Origin of the sequence: Rhodococcus sp. DK176, assembly GCF_038447315.2 — a bacterium.
Lineage (GTDB): Bacteria > Actinomycetota > Actinomycetes > Mycobacteriales > Mycobacteriaceae > Rhodococcus_F > Rhodococcus_F jostii_A.
The window spans coordinates 1,953,780-1,969,014 of sequence record NZ_CP118321.2; the positions used below are offsets into that span (position 1 = coordinate 1,953,780).

At 69.5% G+C, this 15,235-nt stretch carries 12 protein-coding genes; 9 read left to right on the forward strand and 3 right to left on the reverse strand.

Features of this window, described 5'->3' with window-relative positions:
* Positions 1–54: 54 nt before the first annotated feature.
* From folP to PSR88_RS09255, 9 genes are all read left to right on the forward strand, one after another.
* Positions 55–954 (forward strand): dihydropteroate synthase, encoded by a 900-nt coding sequence (folP, locus tag PSR88_RS09215; protein ID WP_016882887.1) that lies wholly within the window; start codon positions 55–57, stop codon positions 952–954.
* The gene (locus PSR88_RS09220; protein ID WP_016882886.1) at positions 951–1,628 is read left to right on the forward strand and encodes an aminotransferase class IV; all 678 of its coding nucleotides are present in this window, start codon (positions 951–953) and stop codon (positions 1,626–1,628) included. The genes folP and PSR88_RS09220 overlap by 4 nt, the downstream gene beginning before the upstream one ends.
* 150 nt (positions 1,629–1,778) lie before the next feature.
* Positions 1,779–2,192 (forward strand): glycine cleavage system protein H, encoded by a 414-nt coding sequence (locus PSR88_RS09225; protein ID WP_016882885.1) that lies wholly within the window; start codon positions 1,779–1,781, stop codon positions 2,190–2,192.
* A gap of 4 nt (positions 2,193–2,196) precedes the next feature.
* Positions 2,197–3,579, forward strand: coding sequence for an L-serine ammonia-lyase (locus PSR88_RS09230; protein ID WP_016882884.1), 1,383 nt, complete (start codon positions 2,197–2,199; stop codon positions 3,577–3,579).
* Between the two features lies 1 nt (position 3,580).
* Positions 3,581–4,309 carry a hypothetical protein gene (locus PSR88_RS09235; protein ID WP_016882883.1) on the forward strand — a complete coding sequence of 243 codons (729 nt, stop codon included), beginning with the start codon at positions 3,581–3,583 and terminating at the stop codon, positions 4,307–4,309.
* A gap of 215 nt (positions 4,310–4,524) precedes the next feature.
* Positions 4,525–4,878: an excalibur calcium-binding domain-containing protein gene (locus PSR88_RS09240; RefSeq protein ID WP_016882882.1), complete on the forward strand. Its 354-nt coding sequence runs from the start codon at positions 4,525–4,527 to the stop codon at positions 4,876–4,878.
* Positions 4,879–5,093: 215 nt separating this feature from the next.
* On the forward strand, positions 5,094–5,594 hold the full coding sequence (locus PSR88_RS09245; RefSeq protein WP_009474524.1) for a pentapeptide repeat-containing protein: 501 nt from the start codon (positions 5,094–5,096) through the stop codon (positions 5,592–5,594).
* A 132-nt stretch (positions 5,595–5,726) separates the two neighbouring features.
* Positions 5,727–6,218, forward strand: a complete 492-nt coding sequence (locus PSR88_RS09250) for a DUF4188 domain-containing protein (protein WP_009474525.1) — start codon at positions 5,727–5,729, stop codon at positions 6,216–6,218.
* Between the two features lie 17 nt (positions 6,219–6,235).
* Positions 6,236–6,766: a DoxX family protein gene (locus PSR88_RS09255; protein WP_016882881.1), complete on the forward strand. Its 531-nt coding sequence runs from the start codon at positions 6,236–6,238 to the stop codon at positions 6,764–6,766.
* On the opposite strand, the gene recD is transcribed toward PSR88_RS09255, so the two are convergent.
* The 3 genes from recD to recC are packed head-to-tail and all read right to left on the reverse strand — an operon-like array spanning position 6,684 to position 15,117.
* Entirely contained in the window at positions 6,684–8,552 is a 1,869-nt protein-coding gene (gene recD / locus PSR88_RS09260; RefSeq protein ID WP_016882880.1) for an exodeoxyribonuclease V subunit alpha, read from the reverse strand. The genes PSR88_RS09255 and recD overlap by 83 nt on opposite strands.
* Entirely contained in the window at positions 8,549–11,899 is a 3,351-nt protein-coding gene (locus tag PSR88_RS09265) for a UvrD-helicase domain-containing protein (RefSeq protein WP_016882879.1), read from the reverse strand. Before PSR88_RS09265 ends, recD begins: the two co-directional genes overlap by 4 nt.
* Entirely contained in the window at positions 11,857–15,117 is a 3,261-nt protein-coding gene (gene recC, locus PSR88_RS09270; protein WP_016882878.1) for an exodeoxyribonuclease V subunit gamma, read from the reverse strand. Before recC ends, PSR88_RS09265 begins: the two co-directional genes overlap by 43 nt.
* Between the last annotated feature and the right edge of the window lie 118 nt (positions 15,118–15,235).

Genomic DNA, 15,235 nt, shown 5'->3' on the forward strand with positions numbered 1-15,235 from the left:
CGGCACAGCGTCGTCCACCGGGCCGATTTCCCTCCTGGAAGGAGGTGCGCCCGAATGGTTCCGTTCCCCGCACTCACCGCCACCGGCCCCGGCCGACTGCTCGACGCCCTCGCACGCAATGTTCCCCTGGTCTGCGGCATCGTCAACGTGACCCCGGATTCGTTCTCCGACGGCGGTCGGTACCTCGACACCGCCGCCGCGGTCGAACACGCCCTGTCCCTGGTCGCGGAGGGAGCCGACCTACTCGACGTCGGCGGCGAGTCGACCCGTCCCGGGTCCCGCCCGCCGTCCGTCGCGGAGGAGATCGCGCGCGTGGTGCCGGTAGTCGCGGCCCTCGCGATGTCGACGTCGGTCCCGATCTCCGTCGACACCTCGAGACCGGACGTCATGCGAGAGGCGGTCACCGCCGGCGCGTCGATGATCAACGACGTTCGCGCCCTCCGGCTTCCGGGTTCACTGCGGACCGCGGCCGATCTGGACGTGCCCGTGTGCCTGATGCACATGCGCGGCGAGCCCGAAACGATGCAGAGGTCGCCGGAGTACGACGACGTCGTGTCCGAGGTGCGCCGGTTCCTCGTCGACCGTGTCGGCGCCTGCCGGGGCGCGGGAATTCCGCTCGAGCACATCATGGTCGACCCGGGTTTCGGCTTCGGCAAGACCCTCGCCCACAACCTCGCGCTGTTGTCCGAGCTGCGGCAGATCACCGATCTCGGTGTTCCCGTGATGGCCGGACTGTCCCGGAAGGGCATGCTGGGCATGATCACCGGTCGCGGCGTCGAGCACCGTCAGGCCGCCTCGGTGGCCGCTGCTCTGATTGCCGCGCAGAACGGGGCAGCCGTCCTCCGGGTGCACGACGTCGCCGCCACCGTGGACGCGGTGTCCGTGCTCCGCGCACTCGTATATCGTGGTCCCGCCAGCTTCAGTCACGCGTCGAATCGAGTCTCCGCACTGTGAACACCTCCGTGTCCGCCGCCGGTCTCGCGACGATCGGTCCCGCTGAAGCGCAGCTGATCGATGCCGGTGTCCAGCTGATGGAGACGATGTACCACGATCCGCGGACCGGCTTGCGGCACGCGGAGCGTCACCTGCGACGGCTGGCCCGTTCGGCGGCGGTGCTCGGGTACGAGTTCCGGGAACGTGACGTCCGGCGCCACCTCGCGCAGCGGCTGTCGGGCGTCGGCGCGGCTCGGGTCCGCGTGCGCCTGCACCGCGACGGCGGGGTGGACGTCGATGTCTTCGGGCCGCCGGTCGCACCCGCGTCGGTGTCTCTCGTACTCGACGACGAGCCCGTCGACTCCCGGGACGTCCTCCTCGGACACAAGACGACGCTGCGTGAGCGTTACGACCGCAGGCGACACCGCCATCCCGGGGCCGACGACGTCGTGCTGGTCAACGAGCTCGGGCACGTCACCGAGACCACGATCGCGAATGTCGCCGCCCGGATCGACGGCGTCTGGTGGACGCCACCATTGGCGTCGGGGTGCCTGCCCGGTGTGGAGCGGTCGTGGCAGCTCGACCGCGGGCTGATGCGCGAACGCATTCTCACGCCGGGCGATCTCCTGGCCGCTGAAGCGCTGGCCGTGACGAGCTCACTCAAAGGCGTGCTGCCCGCGACCCTCCGGCCGTAGCCACTTCGTTTCCGGACGTTTCCGAGCCGCCTCTTGACCCACCCCCATGCCTGACCTACTGTTATTACACACACTGATATATCAATATCAGACCTATTGGATCACAGCGCGACTCCGCGACCACTACGCCCGACTGTCAAAGGAAAAGGCATGAGAGCTGGAAAGATTCCCTCTGATCGACGGTTCACGGCAACGCACAGCTGGTTGGCCCTCGCACCGGGACAGAGCTTCTCCGACTACCCGCTCCGGGCCGGGGTCACGGACACGGCACTCGACGAGGTCGAGGTGGTCGGACTGGAACTTCCGACAGTGCGCAGCACGATCGAGGCAGGCGCCCCCTGCGCCCTCGTGTGGACGTCCGCCCGGACCGTCGTCACGGTGTACGCGCCGATCAGCGGACTCGTCACGATGACGAACACCGACGCCGCCGAGAACCCGCAACTCGTCACCGACGACCCGTTCCACCGTGGCTGGCTGTTCGCCGTCCTCCCCTCGCCGACGTCGTCGGCATACGGACTTCTGACCCCCGCGCAATACGCGAACGAACTCAGTGAGGCGGTGTAATCCCATGACCATCAGCGTGTTCGACCTGTTCTCCGTCGGCGTCGGCCCCTCGAGTTCGCACACCGTCGGACCGATGCGCGCCGCCGCGAGGTTCGTCTCCGACCTCCGCGCCCTCGACGCCCTGTCCGCAGTGGCGGACATCCGCGTCGACCTGTACGGGTCGCTCGCGGCGACCGGAGCGGGCCACGGAACGATGTCCGCGGTGCTGCTCGGGCTCGAGGGGTACTTTCCCGAGAAGATCGAGACCGAGGAGATGGAACGACGTCTGGGGGAGATGCGCAGCACCCGGCGCATCAGGGTCGGCGGTTCGCACGAGGTCGCGCTCGCCGAGGACGAGATCGTCCTCCATCCGCTGACCATCCTGCCGCTGCACCCGAACGGGATGAGGATCACCGCGTCCACGGCCGCCGGCGTCGAGATCCACCGCGAAACCTACTTTTCCGTCGGCGGCGGCTTCGTCGTCACCGAAGCGGAGAGCGCACAGCCGCCACGCACCGCCACCGGCGGCCTGTCGTTCGGGTCCGCCAAGGAACTCCTCGACATCGCGGCCCGCCACGGCTACACCATCAGTGACGTGATGCTCCAGTTCGAACGCGAAACGCGGTCGACCGTGGAGATCTACGAACGGCTCCTCCATATCCGCGACGTCATGGTGGAATGCGAGAAGCGCGGGATCGCGCGCGACGGGATCCTTCCCGGCGCCCTACGCGTGCGCCGGCGGGCACGGGACTGGTATCTCCGCCTGGATCAGGAAGACCCGCACCGTGATCCCGCATTCGCCGAGGACTGGATCAACCTCGTCGCCCTGGCCGTCAACGAGGAGAACGCATCCGGCGGCCGCATCGTCACCGCGCCGACCAACGGGGCCGCGGGCATCATCCCCGCGGTGCTGCACTACGCCGTTCACTACACCCCAGCCGGGAAGTCGGATCCCGACGACACCGCGATCCGCTTCCTCCTCGCCGCCGGCGCCGTCGGATCGCTGTACAAGGAACGCGCGTCGATCTCCGGAGCCGAGGTCGGCTGTCAGGGCGAGGTGGGTTCCGCCGCGTCGATGGCCGCCGCCGGGCTTGCGGAGATCCTCGGCGGCACAATCGAACAGGTGGAGAATGCCGCGGAGATCGCGATGGAACACAGCCTCGGTCTGACGTGCGATCCCATCGAAGGGCTGGTGCAGATTCCGTGCATCGAACGCAACGCGATCTCGGCGGGCAAGGCCATCAACGCCGCTCGCATGGCCCTGCGCGGCGACGGCACTCACCGGGTCAGCCTCGACCAGGTGATCGAGACGATGCGCTCGACCGGCGCAGACATGCTGTCGAAGTACAAGGAAACGTCGACCGGCGGTCTGGCGGTCAACGTCCCGGTCAACTATGTCGAGTGCTGACATGATCACCGACGAACTCCGCCTTCTCCCTGCCCGCGCTGCCCAGTTCATCCGCCGGCACCCGGTTCCGGAGCGCGGCGACTACACGCCCGAGACCCGGCTGTCGGTGCTCGACGTCCTCGTGCACTGTGCCCCGGTCCGCGGCGACGCGTTCGTCGCGTTCCAACTGCTGAGCCGATGTGAGCTGCCCGGGTCTTACCTTCTCCACCTCGACGTCGTGGACGACGCACTGTCCGCCCTCGACACGTTCGCCGTGACGGAACACGAATGCGACCAGAGCTTCGGCCCGAACTGGCATGACGTCGTGCGACATGCCGTGGAAGCGGCAGCCCTCCTGCACGAGAATTTCGGTGCGCTGACGCGGACGAGAAGTGTCGTCGACAGCCGTCGACGGCTCGGCGCCTGGATCTGCGCACGTGAGGCGGCCTGGGACGCGGGCCGGATCACATCCTGGTATCGCGCCCAGGACGCCGCCTGGGAACGGCACTTCATGGACGAGGCGACAGTGCGCGAGGACGAGCGACTGTGCGCGGACATCGCGACCGCGGTGCGCGACGCGGCGGCAGCGCACGCGGTTGCGGATCTCGTCGGGCGGCACGACTTCACCAGCGCGCACTTCGACACCCTGCTCGATCCGTGGCGGATGGCCGCCGCGCCTCTGTTGCCGCGGGACGATTACTGCGGGGCCGCGAGCACGGTGTCGACGAACGTCCACGGTAGCTCGGGATGACCGTTCTCCCGCAGCGCTGACAGCGTTTCAGATCCGGCGGGCGGCGCGACTACCGCTGTCATTCGCATGACCGACAGCGGAGCCGCCTGTGTCACAGGATCTTTCGGTCGCGGCTACCATCATCGGAAGACGGGATCGAAATCACGAAGGCACAGTCGCGAGGCGCATGTGCCGGTGGTCCTGTCGAGGCCCCACCCACCCTGAACGAGGTAAATATGAAGGCTCGACGGTTAGTACTCAGCGTCCTCGGTTGTGCCGCCATTTCGATGGCAGCCGCGCCCTCCGCACAGGCGGCGACGATCTTCGACTTCCTTCCCCCGGAGATTGCGTCGCTGATTCCGAGCGGTTCGGCCGACGCCGTGAACCCCCTCCTGCCGCCCACGCCCGCCGCTCCGGCAGCACCGGCCCCCGCACCGCAGGTCGCGCCGGCCCCGCAGGCTCCCGCACCTCGCGCGGGCTACAAGAACTGCACCGAAGCCCGCAACGCCGGTGTGACGCCCATCTACCGTGGCCAGGACGGTTACGCGCCGCACCTCGACCGCGACAACGACGGCATCGCCTGCGAGTAGTCGATCATCGGCGCGCCTCCCGCACACGCACCCCTTCTGCGCCCCCGCACCCCTTGTCGAGCCCGAGACCGGGTGCGCCTACCGAGAAGGGGTGCGTGTGTGCTTCGTGGCGCCTCGGCCGTCGTGCAGGTGTCGCCATTCCCCGTGCGGCACACGGCGCTCGGCACTAAGTTCGGCGATGACGGTTGAGGTACTACGCGAGGGGGCAGTCCGGCATGAGCAGGACACATTTCACGGCTCTGACACTGGGCGCGGTCGCGCTGGCCGGGGGTGCCGCACTCACTGCGGGCGCCGGAACGGCCGCGGCGGACGTCCTCACCGAGATCAACGGCTGCAGGATCGTGGCGAATCCGAACCCCGACGATCGCACGACCTGCCCGGGCGCCGATCTGAGTTCCGCGAATCTGGCCGGCCTGAACCTGAGCTTCGCCGACCTGTCGGGGGCGAACCTGAAACGGGCGAACCTCACCGGCACCAACTTCGCTGCCGCGAATCTGTCGTACGCCGATCTGAGCGACGCGAACATCACCGGCACGAACTTCACGGATTCGCAGCGCAACGCGGTGATCCTGTACAGCACCGAGATCGACATCTTCGGCACGATCGTCGGGGACATGAACATCACGACCGAACCCGAATGGTCCACCGAGGCCCACGAGCGCGCACTCGCCTCGGTCGTCCCGGTGACACCGACACCGACACCTCCGGCTCCGTAAACCACTCCTGACCCATTAACCCGGGCCGCGCACTGCGCGGTCCGGGTTTTCGTATGCCCACACCCCTTGACATTGGATACCCGCACTATCCACTATTAGATAGTATCGGTATCCAACATTGGGAGGCATCCGATGACGACGATCGACCCCACCCGTTCGACGCACCACTACGACGGCGAACTGGTGGTCTTCCTGATCGGGATGACCATCAACCGACCCTGGAGACCGGACCTGTGGCTGCCCACTTTCCTCGCGATGCCGAGGATGCTGCGCGAACTGTCCGAGGACCCGGATTCGGGTCTGATGGGCTACCGCCTGACGTTCGAGGGGCGCGGCCCGACGGTGATCCAGTACTGGAACTCCGTCGACAAGCTGTACGCCTACGCCAGTGACAGCCGAGCGAAGCATCGTCCGGCCTGGGCCGCATTCAACCGGCGGGCCCGCAAGGCACCCGGGGCGGTCGGCGTCTGGCACGAGACCTATCCGGTGGACCATGCCGAGTCGATCTACGTCGGCACGCCGGCGATGGGGCTGGCCCGCGCCACCGCACGTGTGCCCGTCACACAGAAGTTCAGCCGAGCCCGAGACCGGCTGTCCCGCAGCAACAACACCCACGATCAGTGATCAATTCAGGAGAAATCATGGAACCCTTGATCGCCCTCGTTGCCGTCACTCTGGCACTCCTCGTCGCAGGCGCGGCGGGTGTGCGCCGATGCCGGCCGTGGCCTGTTGCCCTGCGGGGCGGCCTCGCGGCCATGTTCACGCTGACGGGCATGGCCCATTTCGTCGGGATGCGTGCGGAACTCGTCGCCATGGTCCCGCCGTCGCTGCCGAACCCCGAGCTACTGGTGACCGTGACCGGTCTGCTCGAACTGGCCGGCGCCGCAGGGCTGCTGATACGACGCACCGCGCCGTGGGCGGCGGGCTGCCTCACCGCCCTGCTCATCGTGATGTTCCCGGCGAACGTGTACGCCGCCGTGGAGGGACTCTCGACGGGACCGTTCGAAGCGCTGATCCCCCGGACACTCCTGCAGGTCGTCTTCGTGTCGGCGACACTCGCGGTCGTGATCGCTTACCGGGGGAGCCGGGCTACGGAATCACCCTCCGAAGCCCACTCGCCCTCAGCACCCGGCGTTGCACTCCCGCCCGCACTGCATCCTCGGACCCGATGATCCGCACGTGCTTTCGTGCCCGGGTAATCGCGGTGTACAGCAATTCGCGAGTCAGCAGCGACGACGCCTCGCCGGGAAGAACCACGGACACCGTGTCGTACTGGCTGCCCTGACTGCGGTGAATCGTCATCGCGTACACCGTCTGCACCGCGGACAGATGCGTCGGATGCAACAGGAACGGTTCGTTGCCCCGCACGAACGCGGCGACGAGTTCGACGTCGTCGCGGCGCACGATCACCCCGGTGTCGCCGTTGTAGATCTTCGTTTCGTGATCATTGGCAGTCACCATCAGCGGCTGGCCCGGATACCAGCGATCCGGGTTCAGCCGCTGCCCGATCGCCTCCCCAATCCACTCCATCGCCTGCCGCGCCCACCGCTGCACGCCGTACGGACCTTCCCGGTGCGCGCACAACAGCCGGTGCCCCTCCGAATGCCGCAGTGCAGCAAAGGCATCACCGGATTCCGCGGCTGCGGTGACTGCGTCGGCCGTCCCCACCACGTCCGCCCGCAGTGCGTCCAGGTCTTCCGGACCGTGGAACGACACCTCGGGGAAACCGCTCGACAGGATTTTCATGACCTCATCCGGTTCGCCCTTCCGCACCGCGACAGCCAGCTGGGCGATGCCGCCGCCGAACCGCCGCCCGCGGCTGAGCCGGACCACCCCGCCCCGCAACCTGTCCCGCTCCCCCGCGCTCAATGCGGCCTCGAGCGGGTCGTCGGCCGCCTCCAGGTCGGCGCCGACGATCCTGGCGAGCACCGGATTCTCGGTTCCCGTCACCGGCCGGGCCACGAGATCGGCCAGAACCGCGCCCGCGTCGACGGACGTCAGCTGATCGGGGTCGCCGACGAGCACCAGCCGGGTGTCCGGGCGGACCGCCTCGAGGAGCCGGCACATCATCGTCAGCGACACCATCGACGTCTCGTCGACCACGATCGCGTCGTAGGGCAGGTGATTGTTCGCGTTGTAACGGAACCGGCTGCCACGTCCGCGCTGCCAGCCCAGCAGCCGGTGCAGCGTCATCGCGGCCAGGTCGGGCGGCAACCCGAGTGCGTCGGACTGCTCGCGCACCGACTCCTGCAACCGCGCCGCGGCTTTCCCGGTGGGTGCGGCGAGCGCGATCCGGAGGCCCGGCCCTGGCTGCCTGGTCAGCAGCGCCAGCACCCGGGCGACGGTGTGCGTCTTACCTGTTCCGGGTCCGCCGACCACCACCGACGTCCATTGTGTGGCGGCCACCGCGGCAGCGATTCGCTGCCGGTCCGGTGCCGGAGCCGGCGCCCCGCCGTCGTGCTGGTCGCGGAACAACGCGTCCAAGCCCTCCCGCAGCGACTGCTCGTCGACGAGGGGATACCCGACGGCGCGCTGGTCGAGTACCCGCCGGATGGTCGCTTCCTGCCGGAAGTACCGGTCGAGGTAGAGCAGTCCGCCGTCGGCCGTGTCGACGAGCCGCAGCGGCCGCAACGGACCCGCCGAACCACCGGTGACCAGCGGACTCCGCCGCAGTGCCTCGACGACGATGCCGTCGTCCGGCCAGGGCAGTGCGTCGAGATCGACTTCGGACTCCTCGTCGACGGTCACCTCACGGATCCGCGTCAGGTCCAGGCACACCGAGCCGGACCGCACCGCGCGCACCGCCAGCGCGGTGGCCAGTACGACGTCTTCCGAGGATTCGCCTCCGAGCGCCGACAACCGCAACGCGACGTGCACGTCCGCGGCGGCGAGCACACCGGCCTCGTTGAAGACCCGCAGCATCCCCTTGCCGCGCTGCGCCACCTGCACCTCGGTCATCGCGTCCCCTCGTGCTCGGAGCCCGACCCGGACAGCAGATCGGACAGCTCGGTGATCAACGCGGCGGGCGGTGCCCAGTCGAAGACTCCGCATCCGGGCGGGGTGTCGGGGCCGACCATTCCGCGAACGAACAGGTACTGGACGCCACCGAGGTGCACCGCCGGACCGTAGTTCGGTTGCCGCCAGCGCAGGTAGCGATGCAACGCAACGGAATACAGCAATGCCTGCAGCGGATAGTGCGCCCGCACCATCTCGGCGGCCATGCTCTCGCGGGTGTAGTGCGCGGTGGTGAGGTCGCCTTGCGCGAGGCGATTGGTCTTGTAGTCGACGACGACGTATCGCGGTCCGGGCAGTCGCAGCACGGCGTCGATGCTGCCGGTGAGGTATCCGCGCAGCGGGGTCGGTTCGAGTGTCTGCACGGCGTCGGCGTACGACCGCAGCGGATCGTCGACGGGAAGGTGGGTGCGCAGCAGCTCGCCAACGCCGTCGAGCATCACGGTGAGCGAGGGCGTGTCGCCGCCGGCCAGCGGCAGTTCGAAGTCGAGTTCCGCCAGCAGGTCTGCGGGTGCGATGTCGGCGAGCGTCGTTTCGGCCCCCGCGCCGAGGGGCGTCCGCAGCACGGGCAGCAGCGCCGTCGCCAGCTGGGCGGGGTCGATGTCCGACAACGTCGACGCGATCACGTCGCGGCAGCACCGCAGAACCTCTGCATCCAGGTCGGGTGCCGCGGTGTCGACGATCTCGAAGACGGCGTGGACGAGCGTGCCGAACGTCGCGCCGCCGGGCAGCTCGTTCATCGTCGACGCCACCCCCGAAGTGATGTCGGCCGGCGCCTGTAAGGGAGGTTCGGCCGGTTCGTCCGTCTTCTCCTCGACCTCGGCCTCACTGCCCACCGCGGGCGCGTCGTGCGCAGATGCCGTCAACGCCGAATACGACGTGCGACGCCATCGCGTGTCGAGCAGCCGCCGGAAGCGGGCGGCTTCCAGGTCTCCGCGGGGCTCCCGCTGTGGTGTCCACCCGACCCGCACGATCGGGTCGGAACCCACCGCCTCGACGGTCACCGTCTCCGGAGCTGCCGTCCCCCACGCGGACAACCGTTCCGCGACAACCGGATCCTCGGGAACGGTGACCTTCTGCGGTACCTCCCGCTGCCCGGGCTGCCGTCCCAGGATCATCCGGTGCAGCGGCGCGCCCGCCGTCGTGAACGCCGGTGCCCACCACACCACGAGCCCGCACATCGCCCGGGTGACCGCGACATACAGCAGCCGCAACTCCTCCCCCGCCTCTTCCGCGTCGTGCCGGTTCCTGCGGTCCGCGTAGCCGGGGCTGCCCGGACCACCGACGTCGAGGATGCGTCGTCCGTCGTCGTCGTGCAGCAGCAGTTTGCTCGGTTTCGAGATCTTGACGGCGTCCCAGGCGTACGGCAGGTACACGAGCGGGAATTCGAGGCCCTTGCTGGCGTGGACGGTCGCGATCTGCACCGCCGCGGCGTCGCTGTCGAGTCGTCGGCTGCGGTCCACCCCACCCGAGGACGGATCCTTCATGCGCTCGGTGAGCCATCGGGTGACGGCCGTCAGACCGAGCGACTGCTCGACGGCGGCACCGTTGAGCAACTGCGCCACGTGCCGGAGATCGGTCAGTGCCCGCTCGCCCGCTGCCACCCGCAGGAGTCTCGCCTCCAGTGCGGCGACCGCGGACAGTCGTTCGAACAGCGCCGCGAAACCGGACTGGGCGAACACCGCGCCCAGCTCCCGGAGCTGCCCACCGACCTCGGCGACGATGTCGTCGCCGCGAGCGTCGATTTCCTCGGCCGTGTGTCCGAGCAGCGGGGTGAGCGCGGCCAGCCGCACCCGGTCGGACCGGTGCGGTTGCTCGATGGCCTGCAGGATCCAGAGCCAGTGCTGCGCAGCCGGAGTGGTGAAGACACTGGCCCCGCCGGCGAGCACGGACGGCACACCCGCCCGGTCGAGGGCGTCGTGGACCAGTGTGATCTGCGCGTTGGTGCGCACCAGGACGGCGATGTCGCCGGGTTCGACGAGTCGGGTGTCGCCCCCGACGTCGAGTGTCGCGCCGCCGTCGAGGAGAGCGACGACGTCGGCGGCGAGGTCTGCCGCGATCCGCTTCCGGAGCGGCCCGACCGCGGGGTATCCCGACTTGTTGATCGGCCCGGCGCCGGTCCTCGGCAGATACCGCAGCCGTAGCGGCGCGGCGCCCGTCAGACGCGACTTCGGTCTCGCACCGTCGACGCGGTGCACCACGATCTCGGGATGCCCGAGCGCGGCGCCGCCGTGCAGATATTCGAGGCCGTCGAGGAGTTCCTGATCGCTGCGCCAGTTGGTGGTCAACTCCTGGTGACGGTCGGCCGACCGCACCGCGTCCAGATAGCTGAGCACCTCCGCGCCGCGGAACGCGTAGATGGCCTGCTTCGGATCGCCGACGAGCACCAGCGTTCCGCTGCCGTGGAACGTGCGGCGCAGAATGTCCCATTGCAGCGGGTCGGTGTCCTGGAACTCGTCGACGAGCACCACGCCGTAGCGTTCGCGGACACGCCGGCAGGCCGCCGCACCGTGCTCGGGATCGCTGAGGACGCGGTGGAGCAGCATCGGCAGATCGTCGAAGTCACGCAGACCCACTGCGCGTTTGCGCCGTTCGACTTCGGCGCGCACCGCCTCGGCGAACGCCACCCGGTCCCCGGCCGGAGTGCCCCGAGCATCTTCCGGGGCGAGCACGGCCTGCGGGTCGAAGATGGCGGCCCGGGCGGCCGCGGTGGCCTCCGCCGGCGTGAACGGCGCCGACTCGACGCGACTGTAGGCGCGCAGGTACAGGTCGGCGATCACCTCCGTCGTAAGGTCGTCGGCGGCCTCGACCAGGACCGTGTCGGGGTCGCGTTCGCCCGCGATGCCGAGCCCGTCGAGCATGCGCTGACAGAAGCTGTGGGTGGTGACGATGGTGGCGGCGTCGAAGTCCGACAATGCTTGCAGCAGGCGCCGGCGCCGCAGCGTCACCTCGCCGGTGTCGGCTTCGGCGAGATGCCGGATCAGCTGATCCGCGCTCAGCCGTGCCGCTGCCGGATCGGCCAATGCGGCTGCGGCGGAACCGAATCGTTCACGGGTGCGTTCCCGCAGCTCCTGCGTGGCCGCCCGGCTGAACGTCACCAGCAACAGCTGGGACAGGTCCACGCCTCCCTCGGCGACGAAGCGGGCGGCCAGGCCGACGATCGCGTACGTCTTGCCCGTGCCGGCGCTCGCCTCGAGCACCGTCGTACCCTCCGGCAGCGGACCGAGGAGGTCGAAGCCGCGCGCGCCGGTCACGGCTGCGCCAACGTCTCGGCGGCGAGCAGCGGCGCCCACAGTTGCCGGGCGTAGTTCTCGATGGTCACCGCGTCGCCGAGGACGTCGATGCCCGGTGAGGACCCGTACACGTACGTGATGTGCCGGTCGCGCGAGTCACCGAAGTCACTGCTCCACTCCTTCCGGGCCGCCTCGATCGCGTCCTCCATGCTGCTGCCGCCGTGGCGTCGTTCGGCATACGCCGCCGACGCGCCCGTGGCGATCGGCAACGGCGCGTGCAGCCCCAGATCACGCAGTTCGACGAGTCGCACCAACTCCTCCAGTGCGTTCTCGGGTGCGGTGAGGGTCGAGCGCCACGCCGGACGGCTGTACGCGCCGCGGCCGGTCGTCACGGCAGTCCATTCGGTCTCGTTGTCGGACGCCGCGACCGCCAGCAACTGCGCCCAGGCGGCGAGGCGGTGTTTCGGCCCCAACTTCGAATACGTGGTGGTCGCGATCACCGACCCGTGCACCCCGCCGACGGTGCCGGTGAGGCGCCGTCCGGAACCGAGATCGACATCGACGTCCACCGTTTCCGCGCGCCCGACGTGCACGGACCCGCTGACGGCGACGAGCGACTCGACCGCGTGCTCGATTCCCCCGAGCACCGACTCCCCCAACTTGAACGGCGGCAACGTCCCGCGGCGCCACTCCGCGGCGCGGAAGTCGGCCAGTTCGACTCCCGTCAGCCTCGCGACGAGCATCCTCTGGCCGAGATCCCACCGGGCCAGCGGATCGGGCGACACCTCCAGTGCGTCGGCGAGGTCCTCGTCCACGTCGGGGACCCGCAGCCCCAGCCGTTGCCGCAGAAACGCCTGCGTCGGGTGCACCAGGAACGCGATGAGGTCGGCGAGATCGACGTCCCCGAGGGGCGGCGGCACCAACGGTGCCGGCAGGAATGCGGGCTCCGGTTCAGGCGGGTGCTGCGCGGCACGGGCACCGGCCAGCGCCGCCCGATCGAAACTGAACGGGTGCTCGGGCCGGAAGTTGCGTGCATCGAACGGCTGCAACGGATGCCGGGTCACGATACCGGGCAGGGCGTCGCTCCCGACGGTGGCCGCCACCGCGTCGAGCAATTCGGACAGCGGGATCGCCGGCGGCCGGGACATGCCGGTGACGGGGTCGGCGCCCGTATAGAACAGCAGGAGTTTCTCACTCGCTGACATCACGGCGTCGAGCAGCAACTGCCGATCCTCGCTGCGCGGATCACGTTCGCCGAGAAGCGGATTACGGGCCAGCACGTCGTCGCCGTCCACGCTCACCCCGCGCGGGAACACTTCGTCGTCGAGGCCGAGGAGAACGACCACGCGGTGCGGCACCGACCGCATCGGCACCATGGTGCACACCGTCAGCTCGCCGGTGCGGAAGTTCGCTCGGGTGGGACGGCCCGCGAGCCGGGTGGCCAGCATCGCGCGCACGTCCGACAGTCGCAGGACCGCGTCGCCGCCGTGCTCCATCGCCGCCCCGAGTTCTCGTCGCGCCTGCGCGAGTTGCCACGTGTCGGCGGCGCTGACGTCGACGAGCAGATCGAGTGCCCGGGTGAGCGCGCTCGACCAGTCCGCGACCGACTGCGGCCCGCCGAGCCCGCGCAGCGCGACGTCGAGCCGGTCGACGAATTCGGCGAGCCGACCGGTGAGGTCGATGTCGTTGCTGTCGACGTCGTCGAGCGGCAGCGCCAGGGCGAGCCATTCGCCGTCGGACTCGTCGGCGGCGGCACCGAGCAGGATGCGGTCGAGCGCGGTGGTGAACGTGTTCTGCGGGAAGTCGCCGAGACCGAACGCCGCGCGCTGCCGCGGACCGATTCCCCAGCGGGCTCCTGTCGCGGTCGCCCACTCCCGGATCCGTTCGAGGTCGTCGTCGCCGAACCGGAACCGCCTGCGCACCGGCGCGGCCGCCGACAGGTCGAGGACCTGGCTCGCCGTCACCCTCGCGTCGGCGAGTTCGAGGAGAGTCGACACCACGGCGAGAACCGGATTGGTCTGGTGCAGGGCACGGTCCGCGAGCCGAACCCGCAGACGATGGCCGGGATGCCCGAGCACGTCCTGCCCGAACGCCGCCCGGATCAGCGGGGCGTACGACTCGACGTCGGGGCACATGACGAGCACGTCACGCGGTTCGAGAGTCGGATCGTCCTCGAAGAGATGTAGGAGGCATTCGCGCAGGACCTCCACCTGGCGGGCCGGTCCGTGACAGGCGTGGACCTGGACGGAGGTGTCGGCCGTGCATTCGGCGAGCGCGGGCGCCCGGTCGTCCCGGACATCCGCCTGGAGGCACCCCAGCAGGGAGTCGCGGGGCGCAGGCCCCTCGTGGTGGAGGTCGTCGACGTCGAGGCGGGTCAGCCTCGACTCGAGTTCGCGGACGTCCCGCGCCAGGCTCGACAGCAGCGGGTGGGCGACGGACAGCGCGGTGGGGTCGTCGGCACGTGCGAGCACGCTGTCCGCCGTCGACAACGACGACCACATGGCGGGACTCGGATGCGGAAGCCACAGGTGCACATCACGATTGACGGCGAGGTCGGCGAGGACGGCGATCTGATCGGTCGCGAGGCGCGTCGGACCGAACAGTGATAATCGGGCGGGGAGTTCGACGAGATCCGGTTCCGCGCGCAGCCGGGCGCAGGCGGAGTCGAGCCGCTCGGCGGGAGCGGGGCTGCCGATCTTCTCGCGCAGCCGCCGCCACAGTTCGGCCTGCCAGAGAAGGTCGTCGTCGAGTGGACCGCCCGCACCGTCGGTGTCGCGACCACCGGCCCAGTCGACCAGCATCGCCGGCCGCTGTGCGGCGTAGCTGCGGAACAGATCGGTGAGGTGTGACGCGGTGGCGTAGCGCCGGCCCGGCCGGTGATCGTCCGGGTCGCGGTCCGGGACACCGTGCCCGAGGTGTTTCGCGAGGACGGCGCACCAGGGCTCACCGAGGCAGTCGTCGACGACGCCGAGCAACGCCCACAGCACCCGGGACGGATTCCACGGATCGTCGTCGGCGGACACCCCGGTGGCGGCGGCGAGGCACTCGTCGACGAGCCGGGTCGGTGACGGGAAGTCGATGTTCGCGGCCACCCCGTCGCCGACGCCGGGCCGGGCACCGAGCGCGGTCGAGAGTCGCTGTGTGAGCCAGCGCTCCACCCCCTTCGCCGGGACAGCCACGACCTCCCGGGCGAACGGATCGGACAGCGGGGTCGCGAGCACGTCGCCGAGAGCCGACGCGAGAGTGGTGGAACGCTCGGCGCGATGCAGTACGAGCACGTGGCCTCCCTTCGCTCCCCAACTCCGGTCGGCTCAGACTTACCACACCCCACCGACTCGGGAGGCCCACTCTGCAGGTGAGTGGCAAAGTGTGCCGGGGCACGCTTCGCCACGCACG

Excerpts from the sequence above, each read along its gene's own strand:
- folP (WP_016882887.1), top strand. The coding sequence starts at position 55 with ATGGTTCCGTTCCCCGCACTCACCGCCACCGGCCCCGGCCGACTGCTC.
- PSR88_RS09225 (WP_016882885.1), top strand. The coding sequence starts at position 1,779 with ATGAGAGCTGGAAAGATTCCCTCTGATCGACGGTTCACGGCAACGCAC.
- PSR88_RS09230 (WP_016882884.1), top strand. The coding sequence starts at position 2,197 with ATGACCATCAGCGTGTTCGACCTGTTCTCCGTCGGCGTCGGCCCCTCG.
- PSR88_RS09235 (WP_016882883.1), top strand. The coding sequence starts at position 3,581 with ATGATCACCGACGAACTCCGCCTTCTCCCTGCCCGCGCTGCCCAGTTC.
- PSR88_RS09240 (WP_016882882.1), top strand. The coding sequence starts at position 4,525 with ATGAAGGCTCGACGGTTAGTACTCAGCGTCCTCGGTTGTGCCGCCATT.
- PSR88_RS09245 (WP_009474524.1), top strand. The coding sequence starts at position 5,094 with ATGAGCAGGACACATTTCACGGCTCTGACACTGGGCGCGGTCGCGCTG.
- PSR88_RS09250 (WP_009474525.1), top strand. The coding sequence starts at position 5,727 with ATGACGACGATCGACCCCACCCGTTCGACGCACCACTACGACGGCGAA.
- PSR88_RS09255 (WP_016882881.1), top strand. The coding sequence starts at position 6,236 with ATGGAACCCTTGATCGCCCTCGTTGCCGTCACTCTGGCACTCCTCGTC.
- recD (WP_016882880.1), bottom strand. The coding sequence starts at position 8,552 with ATGACCGAGGTGCAGGTGGCGCAGCGCGGCAAGGGGATGCTGCGGGTC.